This window comes from Paraburkholderia sp. SEWSISQ10-3 4 (assembly GCF_030464785.1).
Lineage (GTDB): Bacteria > Pseudomonadota > Gammaproteobacteria > Burkholderiales > Burkholderiaceae > Paraburkholderia > Paraburkholderia aspalathi.
On sequence record NZ_JALPRI010000018.1, the window covers coordinates 131637 to 150307 of the forward strand.

An 18671-nucleotide genomic window follows, 5' to 3' on the forward strand; every position below is an offset into this window, starting at 1 on the left:
AATTTTCAATCAACCTTGAGCTTCCGATAATGAGCCTTCAAGAAACGGCGCTCATCACTAGGAGACATGGATGACCAGCAACGCGCCCCGTTCAGACGCATCGGGATCTTCTCAACACGCATCGTTCACCGTGCGCCACGCCGTCATCGATCTCATGCGGCGCCTCGGCATGACTTCGGTGTTCGCCAATCCAGGGTCGACGGAATTGCCGCTGTTCCGCGATTTCCCGCAAGATTTCCGTTATGTGCTGGGTTTGCAGGAAGCCGTCGTGGTCGGCATGGCCGACGGTTACGCGCAGGCCATCCGCAACGCTTCGTTCGTCAATCTGCATTCCGCGGCGGGCGTGGGCAATGCGATGGGCAACATCTTCACCGCGTTCCGCAATCGCACGCCGATCGTGATTACCGCCGGGCAGCAGGCCCGCTCGATTCTGCCGTTCGACCCGTTCCTCGCGTCGACGCAAGCCACCGAATTGCCGAAGCCGTACGTCAAATGGAGCATCGAACCGGCACGCGCCGAAGACGTGCCGCTGGCGATCGCACGCGCCTATCACGTGGCGATGCAGGAGCCGCGCGGGCCGGTGCTGGTGTCGATTCCCGTCGACGATTGGGACCGCGCCGCGGAGCCGGTGCCGGCACGCGTAGTGAGTACCGAGACGCGGCCGGAGCCGTTCGTGCTGGCGCAGATCGGCGCGGCGCTCGATGCCTGTGAACGGCCGGCTTTCGTGGTGGGCGGCGCTGTCGACCGCGCCGGCGGCTGGGACGAAGTCGTGCGTCTTGCCGAACGCCACAACGCCCGCGTGTTCGTCGCGCCGATGACAGGCCGCTGCGCGTTCCCCGAAGACCACCGCCTGTTCGCCGGTTTCTTGCCAGCCATGCGCGAGAAGATCGTCGAGTTGCTCGGCGGCCATGATCTGATCTTCGTGATCGGCGCACCAGCCTTCACGTATCACGTCGAAGGTCACGGCCCACATCTGCCGGCCGGCGCAACGCTGTGTCAGTTGATCGACGATCCGGCCATTGCGGCTTGGGCGCCAACCGGCACGGCAGTGGTCGGCAATATTCGCCTCGGCGTGGCCGATCTGCTGACACGGCCCGCGCCGAAGACGCGCCCGTTGCCCACACTACGCACCGTATCGCCGCGCGCAGAGCCGTCTTCGTTGATGTCGGTGGCGTTCGCATTGCAGACCCTCGCCGAAGTGCGCCATGCGGACGACATCGTGGTCGAGGAGGCGCCGAGTTCGCGCCCGGTGATGCAGAACTATCTGCCGTTCACACGCAGCGGCACCTTCTACACAATGGATAGCGGCGGCCTGGGTTATGGCATGCCGGCTGCTGTCGGCGTGGCGTTGGCGAAGCCCGGCACGCGCGTGATCGGCCTGATCGGCGACGGCTCCAGCATGTATTCGATTCAGGCCATCTATAGCGCCGTGCAGATGAAATTGCCGATCACATTCGTGATCCTGAACAATTCCCGCTATGCCGCGTTGCAGGACTTTGCCCCGGAATTTGGATTTGGTCCGAGCGATCCGGTGCAAGGCACCGATCTGCCGGGACTCGACTTCGTGGCGCTTGCTGCAGGCATGGGTTGCCAGGGCATACGCGTGACCGACGCCGAACGCCTGCATGACGTGCTGCGCGACGCGTTGGCGTCACCCGGACCGATGCTGGTCGAAGTCGTCGTGGCTTGACATTAAGCGAGCGCCGCGCCCGCATTCATAAAACTTTCCGCAGGAGACAGGACGATGCAGAGTATTTCGATGCTGATCAACGGCGCAGCCGTGCAAGCGAGCAATGGCGCCACCTTCGAGCGCCGCAATCCGCTCGACGGCGAAGTCGCGACGCGTGCTCCCGCGGCGACGGTTGCCGACGCAGTAGCCGCCGCGGATGCCGCGGCAGCGGCGTTTCCGGCATGGTCCGCGCTGGGGCCGAGCGAGCGCCGCGCGCTGCTGATGAAGGCCGCGCATGCGCTGGAAGCGCGCAGCGAGGCGTTCGCCGCGGTGATGGCAGCGGAGACTGGCGCGTCGGCAATGTGGGCCGGGTTCAATGTGCATCTCGCCGCCGGCGGATTGATGGAAGCGGCGGCGCTCACTACGCAGATCGGCGGCGAGTTGATCCCGTCCGACGTGCCAGGCAGCCTCGCGATGGGCGTGCGCCAGCCGGCCGGCGTCGTGCTGGGCATCGCGCCGTGGAACGCACCGGTGATCCTCGCCGTGCGTGCGATCGCGTTGCCGCTCGCATGTGGCAATACAGTCGTGCTGAAGGGTTCGGAAGTCTGCCCCGGCACGCACGGACTGATTATCGAAGTGCTGCAGGAAGCGGGCTTGCCGAAGGGCGTGGTGAACTTCGTCACCAATGCACCGGCCGATGCAGGCGCGGTCGTCGAAGCGCTGATCGCGCATCCGAAGGTCCGGCGCGTCAATTTCACCGGCTCCACACATGTGGGCAAGATTATCGCGGCGACGTGTGCGCGCTATCTGAAGCCGTCGGTGCTGGAACTCGGCGGGAAGGCGCCGTTGATCGTACTCGACGACGCGGATCTCGATGCAGCCGTCAACGCCGCTGCATTCGGCGCGTTCGCCAACTCGGGGCAAATCTGCATGTCGACGGAACGGATCATCGTCGACGAGCGGATCGCTGATCAGTTCGTTGCAAAGCTCGCGCAGAAAGCGCGCGGCCTGCCGCTCGGCGATCCACGCAAAGGGCCCGTGGTGTTGGGATCGGTCGTCGACATGAGCACGGTGCAACGCTGCAATGCGCTGATCGACGATGCCCTGGCCAAAGGCGCCACGCTCGTCTGCGGCGGCAAGGCGGAGAGCACGTTGATGCCCGCCACGCTGCTCGACCACGTCACGCCCGCCATGCGCATTTATGGCGATGAATCGTTCGGGCCTGTGAAGGGCATCGTGCGAGTCAACGGCGAAGACGAAGCCGTGGCCTGTGCGAACGACAACGAGTATGGGCTTTCTTCGGCGGTGTTCAGCCGCGATATCGCGCGCGCGATGAACGTCGCGCGGCGCATCGAATCGGGCATCTGCCATGTCAACGGGCCGACCGTTCACGACGAAGCGCAAATGCCGTTCGGCGGCGTGAAGGGTAGCGGCTTTGGACGCTTCGGTGGGCAGGCGGGGATCGCAGAGTTTACGGATCTGCGCTGGATTACGGTGCAGACCACGCCGCGTCATTACCCGTTCTGAAGGGTGGAGTGCCGTTGAAGTCGCTGCGTATCGCTGCGCGCAATTTCTTCGCAGCGGTACTCAGTGTCGTGAAAGCCATGCATACATGTCATGGCTTTTGCGCGAAACGGCAATGTCGGAAGTCATTCACTCGCTCACATACTGACTAAAAAAACGTGACCTCAAAAGCGCGGCGCTCAGATCGCGCGCCCAAACCAGGAGACAGCTTCATGACCAGTTATGTACCGCCGGCCGGCTCGGCCAGTGCGGCAACCGGCGAGGCCCATGCGCCACTTGCCGGCCATCAGGCGGGAGTCGAGGAGGGGCGCCATGCTGTCGATATCGGCCGCACGCTCGACGAAGGCCCTTACACCACGATGCAGAAGATCGTGGTGTTTCTCGCGGCCTTGTCGATCGTTCTGGACGGCTTCGATAGTCAGTTGATCGGCTTTGCGATTCCGGTGCTCATCAAGGAGTGGGGCGTCACGCGCGCCGCCTTTGCGCCGGTGGTCGCGGCCGGTCTGATCGGCATGGGCATTGGCAGCGCGTGCGCCGGGCTGCTGGCCGATCGCTTCGGCCGCCGCTGGGCGGTGATCGGTAGTGTGTTGGTATTCGGCGCCGCCACTTGCGGCATCAGCTTTGCGCCCGACATCGTGACGATTGCCGTGCTGCGCTTTATCGCCGGTCTCGGCATTGGTGGCGCGTTGCCGAGCTCGACGACTATGACCGCGGAGTTCACGCCGGCTCGCCGCCGCACCTTGGCGGTCACCGCGACGATTGTCTGCGTGCCGCTCGGCGGCATGGTGGCGGGATTGTTCGCGCATGAAATTCTGCCGACGTACGGATGGCGCGGCTTGTTCATGATCGGCGGTGTGCTGCCTCTCGCGCTCAGCGTGTTGCTGTTCTTCACATTGCCCGAATCGCCGCGCTTTCTCGCCCGGCAGCCGCAGCGCTGGCCGGAACTCAAACGCCTGCTTGGCCGGATGTCGCGTCCGGTGGCCAGCGGTTGCGTGTTTACCGACTCGCGCGAACAGGCTGTTGAAAAACACACGGGCTTTACCGCGTTGTTCCGCGAGGGCCTGGCGCTTGATACGGTGGCGATCTGGTGCGCGTTCTGCCTATGCCTGCTGGCCGTCTATAGCGCCTTCAGTTGGCTGCCCACGATGCTGAGCACGCAGGGTCTGTCGGTGTCCGTAGCGGGGGCGGGACTCACCGCGTACAACCTCGGCGGTGTGGTCGGCGCGTTGCTGTGCGCGGTAGTGATCGCCCGTACCGGTTCGCGCTGGCCATTGATTCTTTGCAGCGCGGGGGGCGCGGCGAGCGCGTTGCTGTTGCTTGGTGTGAACATCTCCGACCACACCGGCTTGCTGATTTTCGGTCTTGGCGTGCACGGTATGTTTGTCAACGCGGTGCAGTCGACGATGTTTGCGTTGTGCGCTTATGTTTATCCAACCCGTGTGCGCGCAACCGGTACCGCATCGGCGCTCGCGTTCGGCCGGCTCGGCGCGATTGCCAGCGCGTTTGCGGGTGCGGTGGTGATTACGGCTGGCGGCGCGTCGTCATACCTGTGGATGCTCGGAATCGCGATGGTGATCGTGATGGTCGCGCTGATGGTGGTCAAACGCCATATTCCGAAGCCGGGCGGTTGAGGGACGCAATGTCCTGAATCGCGGCGATCCGGTGTGGCACGCGGATCGCCGCTATCTGAAGCAGTCAATCTTTGGCGTATCGGACGGCTTGCATAGCGGTCGGTATTGTCACGTCTGTCATTAGTATCGCTACATAAAAACGCTGCGTGCGGGTCGCATACGGATTGGTGTGCGCTTACACAAAGCACTGGTCCAGGAGACTCGGAGATAATGAAATACAAACTCGCTTTGGGCAGTATGTTGCTCGGTATCAGCGCTTCGTCGTTCGCACAGAGCAGCGTGACGTTGTACGGGATTATCGATACCGGCATCGAATTCGTGACGCATGCGAACGCTGCGGGCGATAGCGTCGTACGGATGCCGGGCATCACGGGCGAATTTCCATCGCGCTGGGGGATTCGCGGCAAGGAGGGATTGGGTGGCGGGCTGTCCGCGGTCTTCGTACTGGAAAGCGGCTTTAACACCAAAGCCGGCACGCTCAATCAGGGTGGCCGTATGTTTGGGCGACAAGCCTTTGTAGGTCTCGAGAGTCCCTACGGCACGTTGACTTTCGGCCGCCAGTACACGATGACGTATTGGGCGATACTTGATTCCGATCTGCTCGGCCCTGACATTTATGGCGGTACGGGATCGTTCGATCAGTACATGCCGAGCGCGCGCAGCGACAACACGATTGCGTATAAGGGCACGTTCTCGGGCTTCACGTTCGGTGCGACCTATTCGTTCGGCCGCGATTCAGCGGGTACTGGCAATTCGCCGGGGCAGGGCACCTGTGTGGGGTCGATTCCAGGCAGTTCGCAGAGTTGCCGCGAATGGTCGACGATGCTGCGTTATGACATGAACGGCTACGGCGTGGCGGGCGCCTACGACGAACAACGCGGCGGCCCGGGCGCGGCCGCGAATCTGTACGACGGCACGGCACCTTTTGCGCTGACACAATCCGGTGACAAGGACGTGCGGATGCAATTGAATGGCTACGGACACATCGGCCCAGTAAAACTCGGGGCGGGTTGGCTTGGCCGTCACGTCGAGACGGTGTCCCCGGCATTGCCGGATGTGCGCTCGAATCTGTACTACGTCACGGCAGCGTATAACGTGACGCCTGCCTTCATCCTGGACGGTGGCGTGTACCGCGTCATCAATCGCGCCGACGACACCCGCGGCACCATCGCCGCGCTACGCACCACGTATCTGTTGTCGAAGCGTTCGGCGGTTTACCTGCAGGGTGCGTATCTGTTCAATAGCCCGCACGCCGCTTATACGGTGAGCCAGGGCGGCGGAGGCACGACGCCGGCGCCGGGTATCGGTCAACTCGGCGTGATGGCCGGCATTCGCCATTCGTTCTGAGCGATTAAAAAGGCCACGTCAGATAATCCGACGTGGCCTTCGTTGCTTTAGATACCGCCGACACACATGTACTTGATGACGACGTAGTCGTCGATACCATAGTGCGAGCCTTCGCGGCCGAGACCGGATTGCTTTACGCCACCGAACGGCGCGACTTCGTTCGAAATCAGACCGGTGTTGATACCCACCATGCCGTATTCGAGCGCTTCAGCGACACGCCAGACGCGGCCGATATCGCGACTATAGAAGTACGACGCGAGGCCGAATTCCGTATCGTTGGCGAGGCGGATCACTTCTTCATCCGATGAGAAGCGGAACAGCGGCGCGAGCGGGCCGAAGGTTTCGTCGCGAGCGACTTTCATGGCCGGCGTGACATCCGCGAGCACGGTCGGCTCGAAGAAACCATGACCGAGCGCATGGCGCTTGCCGCCGGTGACGATGCGTGCGCCTTTGGCGAGGGCGTCTTCGATATGCGATTCGACCTTGAGCACGGCGGCTTCGTTGATCAGCGGACCTTGCGTGACGCCGTCTTCGGTGCCGCGGCCGACCTTGAGTTGTTCGACGGCGACGCGCAGTTTTTCGGCGAATGCGTCGTAGACTTTATCGTGCACGTAGAAGCGATTCGTGCAGACGCAGGTCTGGCCGCTATTGCGATATTTCGACGCGATGGCGCCTGCGACGGCCGCATCCAGATCCGCGTCTTCGAAGACGATGAACGGTGCATTGCCACCGAGTTCGAGCGACACTTTCTTGACCGTCGGCGCGCACTGCGCCATCAGCAGACGGCCGACCGGCGTCGAACCGGTGAACGACAATTTGCGCACGATCGGATTACCGGTCATTTCGGCGCCGATGGCTTTCGGCTCACCGGTAACGACGTTGAACACACCGCGCGGCACACCGGCGCGTTCGGCCAGCACGGCGAGGGCGAGTGCGGAGAGCGGCGTGGCTTCGGCCGGTTTGACGATGATCGGGCAGCCGGCGGCGAGCGCCGGGCCGACTTTGCGCGTGATCATCGCTGCCGGGAAATTCCACGGCGTGATGGCTGCACAGACACCGATCGGCTCTTTCGTTACGACGATGCGTTTATCGTTTGCCGGTGTGGGGATGGTGTCGCCGTTGACGCGTTTGCCTTCTTCCGCGAACCATTCCAGGAACGAGGCGGCGTAGAGGATTTCGCCTTTGGCTTCGGCGAGGGGTTTGCCTTGTTCGGTGGTGAGGATCGTTGCCAGATCGTCGGCGTTTTCGAGCATGAGGTCATGCCATTTACGCAGGATCGTGGCGCGTTGTTTGGCGGTGGTGGCTCGCCATGCTGGCCAGGCGGCGTTGGCCGTGTCGATTGCACGGCGGGTTTCGGTTGTGCCCATGCGGGGCACTGTGGCGATTGTTTCGCCTGTGGCGGGGTTTTTTACTTCGAACGTCGTGGCGTCGTCGGCGGATTGCCATTCGCCTGAGATGTAGGCTTTTGTTTTTAGGAGAGAGGGGTCTTTTAGGACTAGCGTCGGCATTTTGGGTTTGTTCCTGGGTTTTAGATGTGGGGTTTTTGCCTGCGCGGCGCTTTTGGCCGTGTTCCTGGGGCTTTGGCCTTTCCTTGTTCTGGCTTTCGTGCCTTTCCTTGTTTTGTTAGTGGTCTATTAGCGTTCCCCCTGTGCGGGGGGGCACCTACTTTTCTTTGCCGCCGCAAAGAAAAGTAGGCAAAAGAAAGCGGCTAGAAGCCTCTGCTAAGTGGGCACCGTGGTTTGCCTGGGGTAGTGGTGCGACTGGAATCTGTGTTCGTGCCGCTGCTTAGGCTTGTGACAAGGGCGTCATACTTCCGGCGGCGCTACGCGCGCCGAAGAGCCGCTCATAAAACCACCCGCTACGTTTTCGCGCTCACTCGATGTTCGCCGCGGTGGCCCTGCGTGTATCACCGCTACTGCTTCGGTGTCTCGCCGAGGCGAAGCCGATGGCCCCCACAAACCTCAACCGAAGCTGGCGGTTTCCCATGCAGACCCGTCCGCGACGCACGCAGTGCGGAGTGGGAGCTGATGACACCTTTGTCACTAACGCGGAATGTGCGAGAACACGGATTCCAGATGTACCACTACCCTTGGCAAACTACGGTTCCCACTTAGCATTAGCGGTTTGAGCCGCTTTCTTTTGCCTACTTTTCTTTGCGGCGGCAAAGAAAAGTAGGTGCCGCCCCGCACAGGGGCAACGCTAATAGACCACTAACAATTCAAGGAAAGGCACGAAAGCCAGAACAAGGAAAGGCACGAAAGCCAGAACAAGGCAACGCCCTAAGAACGCTAACAACAAGCGTCACAAAGGCAAAAAAAGCAAAGCCCACGCGGCACGCGTCCACACACCCCGCGCGCCGCGCAGGCAAAAAACCATCAAACAGCTACAGCAACACTCTCCTTAAGCACCGCTTCAAGAATCCCCATAGCCTCATCAAAAACGGAGTCTTGAATAGTAAGCGGGAACAGGAACCGAACAACGTTCGAATAAACACCACAAACCAGCAGCAACAACCCGCGCTCCAGCGCTCGAGCCTGCACCCGCTTGGTGAACTCCGCATCCGGCTCCGTGCCACCTGCCTTGCAGAACTCAACAGCAACCATCCCGCCCGGCCCACGCACATCGGCGATCTGCGGAACTTCGCTCTGCAGCGCGATCAGCTTCGCCTTGACACGATCGCCCAGAACCGTAGCCCGCTCGCAGAGCTTCTCTTCATCGATGATATCGAGCACAGCATGCGCGGAAGCAACCGCCAGCGGGTTACCCGCATACGTGCCACCCAGACCGCCAGGCGCCGCCGCATCCATCAAATCAGCACGCCCAACCACGCCCGACAACGGCATGCCGCCCGCCAGGCTCTTGGCCATCGTCATCAGATCAGGCACCACGTCATAGTGATGCATCGCAAACAACTTGCCGGTACGGGCAAAACCCGTTTGCACTTCGTCGGCAATCAGCAAGATGCCATGCTCGTTGCACAGCTTGCGCAGCGCGCGCACGAACTCGGCCGGCGCCGGGTAGAAACCGCCTTCGCCCTGAACCGGTTCAAAAATAATCGCCGCGACGCGTTTCGGATCGATGTCGGCCTTGAACAGAAATTCGATCGCCTTCAGCGAATCGGCCGTCGTCACGCCGTGCAGCGGATTCGGGAACGGGGCGTGGAACACGTCCGCCGGGAACGGACCAAAGCCGATCTTGTACGGCGCAACCTTGCCGGTCAGCGCCATGCCCATCATCGTGCGGCCATGGAACCCGCCGGTGAACGCGATCACGCCCGGACGGCCGGTCGCGGCACGCGCGATCTTGATCGCGTTTTCGACGGCTTCGGCGCCCGTCGTGAAGAAAGCAGTCTTCTTCGGATAGTCGCCCGGGGCGCGCGCGTTGATCTTCTCAGCCAGTTCGACGTACGACGCGTACGGCACGATCTGATACGCGGTGTGCGTGAAATGATCGAGCTGGTCGCGGATCGCGGCCAGAATCTTCGGGTGACGGTGGCCGGTGTTGCACACCGCAATGCCCGCTGCGAAATCGATGAAACGGCGGCCTTCGACGTCCCACAGCTCGGCGTTCTCCGCGCGCTCGGCGTAGAAATCGCACATCACGCCGACGCCACGGGGCGTGGCGGCGTCTTTGCGGCTCTTCAGGTCAGCATTCTTCATGGTTATCTCCTTCGCTCCTCGGTTTTTGCGGGGGTGCCGCCAACGGACGCCGCACGCTCAGCGCAGCACATGCAGCGACTATAATGAGATTTGGCTCTTAACTTCAGAGCCATTTCAATAAAAATGTAGGAGCCAATCATGCGCGCGAGCGTTTTGTCCGACTGGCTGGCGCAGCGCCTTGACCGTGGCAACGGCCAGCCGATCTATCGTCAGCTGCATCGGCTGTTGCAGCAAGCGATTCTGTCGCGTGAATTGCCGGCGGGCAGTAGGGTGCCGTCGTCGCGTCTATTAGCGCAGGAATTGGGCATCGGCCGCAATACCGTCACGCAGGTGTACGAGCAGTTGGTGCTCGAAGGCTATGTGAATTCGGCAACCGGCCGCGGCACGTTCGTCGCCGAAAGCGCGCCGGACGAGATCGTCGGCGTGCCCGATGCCGAGGCGTTGGCCGCGCCGCTCGAGTCGTTGCCTTTGCCGCTGCCTTTGCAGGGCAGCCGCGCGTTGTCGACGCGTGGCACGAGGCTCATTTCGGGGGCAGGTGTCTCGAAGCGGCAATGGGGCGCGTTCATGCCCGGCGTGCCGGATGTCACGAAGTTTCCCGCGCGCGTGTGGAGCCGCCTGCACAACAAGTATTGGCGCCGGCCGCGCCCGGACCTGCTGACCTACGCGCCGGGCGGCGGGCTGGCTTCTTTGCGGCACGCGTTGGCGGACTACTTGCGGACGTCGCGCTCGGTGCGTTGTACGCCCGAGCAGATCATTGTCACGACCGGGATCCACCAGTCGGTCGATCTGGCGGTGCGCCTGCTATCCGATCCGGGCGACGTGATCTGGACCGAAGACCCTTGCTATTGGGGCGTGCGCAGCGTGCTGCACGTGTCCGGCCTGCAATCGCGACCGATCGCCGTCGACGAAGAAGGCATCAATCCCTCCGCCGACGATCTCGCGCAGCCGCCGAAGCTGATGCTCGTCACGCCGTCGCATCAATATCCGCTGGGCATGGTGATGAGCCTCGCGCGGCGCCGCATGCTGCTCGAGTACGCGCGGCAGAATCAGTGCTGGATCATTGAAGACGACTACGACAGCGAATACCGCTACGGCAGCCGGCCGCTCGCATCGTTGCAAGGTCTGGATAGATCCGGGCAGGTGATTTACGTGGGCAGCTTCGGCAAGACGCTCTTTCCGGGCTTGCGCATCGGCTACCTGGTCGTCCCCGAAGCGCTGGCCGAGAGCTTTGCGACCGCGAGCGCGGAGTTGTATCGGGAAGGGCAGTTGTTGCAGCAGGCGATGCTCGCGGAGTTCATCGCGGAAGGGCATTTCACGTCGCATATCCGCAAGATGCGCACGCTCTACGGGCAGCGTCGTCAGACCCTGCTGGACGTTGCAGCGCAGCGTTATGGCGATGCGCTGCCGGCCGTGGGCGGCGATGCCGGTTTACACCTGGTGATGCAATTTCCAGAGGGCAGTAACGACCGCGCGGTGGCTATGGCGGCACTGGAGCGCAATATCGTCGTACGGCCGTTGTCGGGGTATTACGCGCAGCCGTCGCTGGCACCTTCGGGTTTGTTGATTGGCTACGCATGTGTGCCGGACGAGGAGATCGCGCCGGCGTTCAATACGCTGGCTGAGGCGATTGACACGACGCTTGTGCAGTTTGCGTGAGCGTGGACTTGAGGGCGGGCGGGGGCGCTTTTCAGATAGCGATGCTGTAGGGGCGGACCATTGAAACGGTTTGAGTGAGGCCTAGGCCGGCAAGCGTGTCGAGGTATTCTTCGACGGACTTGGGCGGATTTTTCAACGACTTTCTGTGTTCAGCCATCGCTTCGAGAACCTTGGCCTGGTTCAGGTCGAAGAGATCAGCAATGAAGTCATCAGGATGCTGAGCGGCCACGTTGAATGTGCTCAAGGCCTCGACTGGAAAATCCTTCAGGTTGAACGTGACGATGAGTTCCGCGCCGCAATGCACGGCGGCGGCGACCACATGTGCATCACCAGGATCCGGCAAATCGATGGCCGGCATCAGATGCTCATAGTTGTCGACCAAGGCATCCCGCACATGCGCGTCCATCAGGTCGCGGACGCGATGGATCTTGACGGGGTCGAGGTCAGGACGGTTTGCAATCAGATTGCGGGTCCACTCGTCATGAATGGCCGGCGTCCAGCGCGCACGATAGAGGTCGGTTAGCGCGAGACGCATCAACAGATTTCGTAATGGTTGGGAGTACAGAACGCAAGCGTCGTAGATCGCGGTGAAATGTGACGACATCGATTATTCCAAACCCATTTCCTGTGACAACGCTGCGAGTTCGTCCAGGGCCTTGCGCCGCTCCGAATCGATTCGATCCTTATACGCCATCACGTCTTCATAACGCACTCGCCGATGCGTATTGACCTTCCGGAAAGGGATTTCTTTCTTCTCCAGCAACTGGACGAAGTATGGCCGCGACACGTTAAGCAGATCGGCCGCTTCCTGCGTAGTCAACTCGGCGTGAATAGGGATGATCGACACGGCGTTGCCCTGGCCGATTTCCGCGAGGACGTCGACGATCAGGCGGACGACCGATGTCGGCAACTCCACGCTGCGCGTTTCGCCCTTGCTGTCCTTGAAGTCGAACTGTTGCGTTTCGGCGCGGCTCGAAAGCACGACAGACAGATTCCGGCCGGAGACACGGGCGAGCTCAGCCTCTTGCGCTGACGGTAGCGGCGTAGGGTGGATCGAGGTGTTCATGGCGCGGTTCCTTTCGAATTCGGTATTGTAAATCGAAATATTCGAAATCGCAATAAACGAAACGGGCGTGAGCAGGTGCGGCAGTCCCTCAAATCCGAATCAACACAGCCCCCAGCGTAACCAGCGTGCAGGCCACGATCCGCCGCGTGGTCAGCTTTTCCTGCATGAAGAGCCAGCCGATCAGCACCGCGAAGATCGAACTGAGCTCACGCAGCGCCGAGACCATCGCAATCGGCAGATAGCGGTAGGCCTCGATAATCAGGCAATAGGCGGTCAGTGCGAGCACACCGGACGCTATACCCTTGAACACCACCGTGCGGCCGATGAACAAGCCCTTCGCGCCGCCGCGCCAATGCCACGCAAGCAGAAACTGCGGGATATTCCAGATCAGATAGACCCACATGATGTAGCTCAGGCCGTTGCCCGCCACACGCGCGCCGATTCCGTCGACAACCGAATACGTGGCGATGAAGAAGCCCGTCAGTAACGCGAACGGCACGCTTTCGCCGGAAAACCGCATGCCGCGGCGGAACGCGAGTGAGACGATGCCGAGCGACACCAGCGCCACGCCGATGACCGCCAACGGCTTGAGCGATTCGTGCGCGAATACCAGCGCGCCGACGAATACGAGCATCGGCGAAAGACCGCGCGCGATCGGATAGATTTGCCCGAAATCGCCGCTCTTATAAGCGCGGATCAGTGCCAGCAGGTAGCCGAATTCGAGTACGACCGACGCGAAGATATAAGGCCACGCCTCAGGTGCAGGCAAAGGAAGCACGATCACGCCGACCGCGCTGACAGCGACATACGGAATCGCCATCATGCCAAGCAGCCATACGCGGTCTTCGGATAGATGCAGAAACGCGTTCCAGGTAGCGTGAAGCAGCGCGGAGAGCAGCACCAGCAAGACGACAAAGGTGTCCATCAGAAACCAGGGAAGGGAGAAAGAAGGCCAGCGCGCCGGCTGCAAGCACGTGATTATTCCAGCAGAACGCCGGAATGGAGAGGTGGACGACTAAAGTGAAGGGGTTTTGTGTGGCAAAGGCGGGTAATTTATGACGCCAGGAGCCCGCCGCTTAACTCTGGCGCAACGCTTGTACTCTGGCGCACTTACACATCGGCACACCGTATCGAAGCGGCCTGAACGAGGGTTGGCGAAGCGCGTGTTGCCAACCCCCTGGCATTCAGGAATCGTGAAGCGGTCACGTCACGCGTTCGCGCAGCCACGCGGACGCCAGATCGATCACCGTCACGACGACGATCACCATGATCATCACCGCGGCCGTCTGCGCATAATTGAACGAGCGGATCGCCTCGTACAGCACCACGCCGATCCCGCCCGCGCCGACCATGCCGACCACCATCGCCGAGCGCACGTTCGATTCAAAGCGATATAGCGCGTACGAGATCCACAACGGCAGCACTTGCGGCAGCACGCCGTAAATGATTTCGTCGAGACTGGTCGCGCCGGTAGCGCGCACGCCTTCGGCCGGACGCGGATCGATTGCCTCGACCGCTTCGGCGAAGAGCTTGGCGAGCACGCCGGTGGTATGCACCCACAACGCCAGCACACCGGCGAACGGACCGAGTCCCACCGCGACGATGAACAGCATCGCGAAGACCATCTCATTGATCGCGCGGCACGCGTCCATCATGCGGCGCATCGGCTGTACGACCCACATCGGCGCCATGTTGTGCGCGGACATCAGCCCACACGGCACAGCGCACACTAGCGAGAGGGCCGTGCCCCACACCGCCACCGACAGCGTCACATACATCTCGTGCAGATAGCTGCGCCATTCGGTGAAGTCCGGCGGGAAGAAGTCCTTGGCGAACTGGCCCATGTTGCCGGAGTCGGAGAGCAGGTCGAGCGGCCGCATATCGGCACCGTGCCAGGCGCCACCCAACACGGCGAGCACGGCGATCCAACCGATAAGCGACAGCCAACTGCGCTTGCCCGCAGCGGGAGTAGCGCGCGCCGCCTGCGCGGCGAGCGCTTCGCTCGCACGCGTGGGCGACGTGATCAGATCAACAGTGTTCATTGCTTGGCTACGGCGGTGTTGAGTGCGCTCAGCTTGGCGTCGAGTGCGGCCAGTTGGGTCTTGCGGTCGTCGTCGGAAAGATGCGCGTCGCTCTCGATCTTCTGCTTCTGCTGGAACAGCGCGACCTGGCGAATCGGCAGCAACTGCTCATCCGACGATGCCGCGAAGCCGGCGTAGCCCGTGATGGCAGCCATCACCTGTTTTTCATGCGGATCGGTCTTGCCGTAGTTCACGAAGAAGTTGCGGATCTTGTCCTTGGTGGCTTGCGGCAGATCCTTGCGCCATACGAGCGGATCCGAAGGAATCAGCGGCGACGTCCACAACACGCGCACTTGCGCAAACTTGTCCGGATGCTGCTTCTTCAGCGTGTCGAGCATCTCGGTGTTGTTGGTCGCGATGTCGATCTTGTTGTTCACCACAGCCAGCAGATTCGCTTCGTGGCTCGACGGCAGCACGGCCTTGAACGAGGTGTTGACCGGCGTCTTGTGCTGGGCGAACAGGTAATAGCCGGGGATCAGCGTGCCCGAGGTGGAGTTCGGATCGCCGAAACCGAGTGTGACGTCCTTCGTGTTCTTGAACACGTCGTCGAGCGTCTTGAAGCGGCTGTTCACGTTGGTGATCAGCACCGACTTGTAACCGGCGTCGCCGTTCAGATACAGGACTTTCGCGAACACTTCGCCTTGCGAGCGATCCACCGCTTCGATCGCCGACGCATTGCCGAAATAACCGACCTGTACCTTGTTAAAGCGCATGCCTTCGATGATGCCGGCGTAGTCGGTCGCGAAGAACGCTTTGACGTTCAGGCCGGTTTGCTTGTTCATGTCGTCGATCAGCGGCTCCCAGCGCTGTTTCAGCACGGAGGAGGAGTCGGTCGAGATGATGCCGAGATTGATGTCCTCGGCTTGTGCGGTGGCGACGCAGGCAAATGCGGCCGCGCCGACGGTCAGCGTAATCAATGAACGCAGGAATTTCATCGCTTTGAGGTCCGGTTGAGTGAACAGAATGAGTGGGCGCGCTCAGTTCGAGTGCGCCGGATTGAGAGCGAATGCGTAACGCGTCGAGGTGGATTCGGTGTCTTGCGCCGGTGCGTTGCTATCCGCCTGATTGGCCGCACTATCTGCGGTGGCCTCTTCGAGCAGTTCACGGGCGTCGTCGCCGTAGAGTTTCTTGAGCAGGGCAGGGCTCAGCGCGGCGGAGGGGCCGTCGTAGACCACCTTGCCACGACGCAGTGCAACGGTGCGCGGGCAGTACTGCATCGCAATGTCGACCTGATGCAGCGACACCAGTACGGTCAGTTGATGGTCGACGTTGAGGGTGCGCAGCATTTCCATCACGCGGCGCGACGATTCGGGATCGAGTGAGGCGATTGGTTCGTCGGCGAGCACGATGCGCGCGCGTTGCACCAGCGCCCGCGCCAATGCCGCGCGTTGCTGCTGGCCGCCGGAGAGGTTGGCGGCGCGCTCGCGCGCATGGTCGCCGATGCCGACTTCATTGAGCGCGGCCATCGACAACGCCCGCTCCGCAGCCGGAAAGCGCCCGCTCAAACGGCGCCACAAAGGCAGCCGCGCAAGCGCGCCGATCAGCACGTTGCTCTCCACGGAAAGCCGGTTCACCAGATTGAATTGCTGGAACACGAAGCCGATATCGCGGCGAATGCTGCGCACTTCGCGCACAATGCGACCGTTCTGCTGGATCGGCCGGCCGAGAATTGCGATCTGAGACGGTTGCGCGTCCGAGGCCGTGAAGCCCGCGATATGCCGCAGCAGTGTCGACTTGCCCGAGCCCGAGGCGCCAATCAACGCCACCATTTCACCCGGCTCGACACGCAGATCGATTTCGTCCAGCGCCTTGCGACCGTTGCCGAACGTCTTGCTCAACCGTTCGATACGAATTGCTTCCCGAATTGCTTCCATGAGTACCCCTTCATGCATCCGGCCATTGCCGGCATGTGTGGGGCTCATTCTAGGAAGCGTCTGTGACGGTTGAGTGAAGGCATCGCAACGTCTAGACGACTATATCTATATGTGTCTTTTTTGAGTCGCCAGGAAGACAGGAAGAAGTCATTCATTCGAATGGAAAATGACACCCGCATGACATGATTTGCATTGGGCGGGGCGGGCTGCGCATGATCACCTGCAGCCAGGCTATATTGCGTCATTCGATGAGCCGTCCCCAATAACCTTGCAGTTCCTTTTCGACGTCGTCATGCAGCCTTTGAGCTTTCTGCCCGACAGTTTTGCGGAGTACGAAGATCTCAAGACGATCCTCGACCAGGGCAGCGCCAGCTTCGAGATCCGCACCGTCTGCGAGACGACGGTGCGGGGCCGGCACTTCGCCGTGCACACCGCGAGTATCGGTTCAACCGATCCACTCGCGCCGGCAATCGGGTTTTTTGGCGGCATTCACGGACTCGAACGGATCGGCTCGCAACTTGTGCTCGACTACATGCGCGCGCTGCTCGCCCGGCTCGAATGGGACGAATTGCTGGTGCGGCAGTTGCAATCGATTCGTCTGATCTTTATGCCGATCGTCAATCCGGGCGGCATGTGGGCCGCCACGCGGGCCAATCCCAATGGGGTCGATCTGATGCGCAATGCGCCGCAGAACGCTGACGAACGCGTGCCGCTGCTGGCCGGCGGTCAACGCGTGGGCGCGTGGCTGCCGTGGTATCGCGGCCGGCAAGGTGAGCCGATGGAGCCCGAGGCCGCGGCGCTCCTGCGGGTGGTCGAAACCGACATGGCCGCGCGGCCCCTGAGCATCGCGCTCGACTGTCACTCGGGGTACGGCTGGCGCGACAGCATCTGGTTTCCCTATGCGCGCACGCGCAAGCTGATGCCGCATCTGCCGGAAATGTACGTGCTGAAAACCATGTTCGAGCGCGCGCATCCGCATCATGGCTACGCGTTCGAGCCGCAGAGCCACCAGTATCTGTTGCATGGCGATCTGTGGGACTTCGCGTACGACCGTACGCCGCCGCCCAACGTTTTCCTGCCGATGACGCTCGAACTCGGTTCATGGCTGTGGATCAAGAAGAATCCGCGTCAACTGTTTTCGCGCCAGGGCATGTTCAATCCGGTCAAAGCGCATCGCACCGCGCGCGTGCTGCGGCGTCATGCGAATTTGCTCGATTTTCTCGCGCGCGCAGCGTTCTCGTCGCAACGCTGGCTGCCGCAAGGCAATCGTCGCGAGGAACTGCTGCAAAGCGCGATCGATCACTGGACCATGCCGGAAGCGCTATGAGCACGTGGATTCTTTTGCGTGGACTGACGCGCGAAACACGCCACTGGGGTCGTTTGCCCGGCTTGTTGCGCGAGGCGACCGGCACGGATCGCCTGTTGCTGCTCGATCTGCCCGGCAATGGCGAGTTCACTAACTTGCGCGCACCGGCCACCGTCGAAGATATGGTGGGCTTCGTGCGGATTGCTGCATTGCAAACGGGTGCTGCAGGTCCCTATCGCGTGCTGGCGATGTCGCTCGGCGGCATGGTGGCGACCGACTGGGCACAACGGCATCCCGGCGAGATCGAGCGGCTCGTGTTGATCAATACCAGCATGAGGCCGTTCAGCCGCATGCACGAGCGCTTGCGTCCATCAGCATGGCCTGGCCTGCTGGGCGTCGCAGCACACTGGCACCATGCAACGCGCGCGGAAAGCGGTATTCATCGGCTGACGTGCAACAACGTCGAAACGCTGGGCGCCGATCTCGATGCATGGAGCGAAATTCGCCGCAGCGCGCCGGTGAGCCGCGGCAATGCGTTGCGGCAGCTTTGGGCCGCCGCGCGCTTTAGTGCGACTGCGGCGAAACCGCATTGCCCGTTGCTGATTCTCTCTTCACGCGCCGATAAGCTGGTCAATCCGGTGTGTTCGGCCAAACTCGCGGCAGCGTGGGGCGCAGCGCACCGCGAGCATCAATGGGCCGGTCACGACCTGCCGCACGATGATCCGGCCTGGACCAGCGAACAGGTTCAGGCATGGCTGAGGCAGGAGGCTGGCGAATTGAAGGCCGCGCTTTAAACGGAGGCGGCACGTTCTCCGGCAGCGGGTATAACCTAAGTGAGCTCGCGCATCGATTTCCAGG

General features: G+C 61.8%; 15 protein-coding genes. 7 read left to right on the forward strand and 8 right to left on the reverse strand.

From position 1 onward, the window contains the following. The first annotated feature begins 70 nt into the window (after positions 1-70). From mdlC to M0D68_RS27185, 4 genes are all read left to right on the forward strand, one after another. Positions 71-1690: a benzoylformate decarboxylase gene (gene mdlC, locus M0D68_RS27170; protein ID WP_266225939.1), complete on the forward strand. Its 1620-nt coding sequence runs from the start codon at positions 71-73 to the stop codon at positions 1688-1690. Positions 1691-1744: 54 nt separating this feature from the next. After that, entirely contained in the window at positions 1745-3196 is a 1452-nt protein-coding gene (locus M0D68_RS27175; protein WP_266225940.1) for an aldehyde dehydrogenase, read from the forward strand. A gap of 356 nt (positions 3197-3552) precedes the next feature. Next, entirely contained in the window at positions 3553-4824 is a 1272-nt protein-coding gene (locus M0D68_RS27180) for an MFS transporter (RefSeq protein WP_266225949.1), read from the forward strand. Positions 4825-5034: 210 nt separating this feature from the next. Next, positions 5035-6171 (forward strand): porin, encoded by a 1137-nt coding sequence (locus M0D68_RS27185; protein WP_266225941.1) that lies wholly within the window; start codon positions 5035-5037, stop codon positions 6169-6171. A 47-nt stretch (positions 6172-6218) separates the two neighbouring features. On the opposite strand, the gene gabD is transcribed toward M0D68_RS27185, so the two are convergent. Beyond that, positions 6219-7679, reverse strand: coding sequence for an NADP-dependent succinate-semialdehyde dehydrogenase (gene gabD, locus M0D68_RS27190; protein WP_093634730.1), 1461 nt, complete (start codon positions 7677-7679; stop codon positions 6219-6221). An 867-nt stretch (positions 7680-8546) separates the two neighbouring features. Then, entirely contained in the window at positions 8547-9830 is a 1284-nt protein-coding gene (locus M0D68_RS27195) for a 4-aminobutyrate--2-oxoglutarate transaminase (RefSeq protein ID WP_093634728.1), read from the reverse strand. 138 nt (positions 9831-9968) lie between these two features. Here M0D68_RS27195 and M0D68_RS27200 point away from each other — a divergent pair, with 138 nt between their 5' ends. Further along, entirely contained in the window at positions 9969-11486 is a 1518-nt protein-coding gene (locus M0D68_RS27200; RefSeq protein WP_093634727.1) for a PLP-dependent aminotransferase family protein, read from the forward strand. A gap of 31 nt (positions 11487-11517) precedes the next feature. On the opposite strand, the gene M0D68_RS27205 is transcribed toward M0D68_RS27200, so the two are convergent. The 6 genes from M0D68_RS27205 to phnC form a co-directional block, all read right to left on the reverse strand. Beyond that, on the reverse strand, positions 11518-12090 hold the full coding sequence (locus M0D68_RS27205; RefSeq protein ID WP_093634726.1) for a PIN domain-containing protein: 573 nt from the start codon (positions 12088-12090) through the stop codon (positions 11518-11520). A 3-nt stretch (positions 12091-12093) separates the two neighbouring features. Further along, positions 12094-12552, reverse strand: a complete 459-nt coding sequence (locus tag M0D68_RS27210; RefSeq protein ID WP_200622201.1) for a helix-turn-helix domain-containing protein — start codon at positions 12550-12552, stop codon at positions 12094-12096. Between the two features lie 88 nt (positions 12553-12640). After that, positions 12641-13477 (reverse strand): DMT family transporter, encoded by an 837-nt coding sequence (locus M0D68_RS27215; protein ID WP_266225942.1) that lies wholly within the window; start codon positions 13475-13477, stop codon positions 12641-12643. 277 nt (positions 13478-13754) lie between these two features. Continuing rightward, complete coding sequence (gene phnE, locus M0D68_RS27220) at positions 13755-14594, reverse strand: phosphonate ABC transporter, permease protein PhnE (protein WP_200572676.1); 840 nt, start codon at positions 14592-14594, stop codon at positions 13755-13757. Then, positions 14591-15568, reverse strand: coding sequence for a phosphonate ABC transporter substrate-binding protein (gene phnD / locus M0D68_RS27225; RefSeq protein ID WP_266225943.1), 978 nt, complete (start codon positions 15566-15568; stop codon positions 14591-14593). The genes phnE and phnD overlap by 4 nt, the downstream gene beginning before the upstream one ends. Before the next feature lie 42 nt (positions 15569-15610). After that, the gene (gene phnC, locus M0D68_RS27230; RefSeq protein ID WP_200622198.1) at positions 15611-16507 is read right to left on the reverse strand and encodes a phosphonate ABC transporter ATP-binding protein; all 897 of its coding nucleotides are present in this window, start codon (positions 16505-16507) and stop codon (positions 15611-15613) included. Between the two features lie 292 nt (positions 16508-16799). Between phnC and M0D68_RS27235 the strand changes: the two genes are divergently transcribed. Further along, entirely contained in the window at positions 16800-17834 is a 1035-nt protein-coding gene (locus M0D68_RS27235) for a M14 family zinc carboxypeptidase (protein WP_200654367.1), read from the forward strand. Further along, positions 17831-18607, forward strand: coding sequence for an alpha/beta fold hydrolase (locus tag M0D68_RS27240; protein WP_266225944.1), 777 nt, complete (start codon positions 17831-17833; stop codon positions 18605-18607). The genes M0D68_RS27235 and M0D68_RS27240 overlap by 4 nt, the downstream gene beginning before the upstream one ends. The last annotated feature ends 64 nt before the right edge of the window (positions 18608-18671 follow it).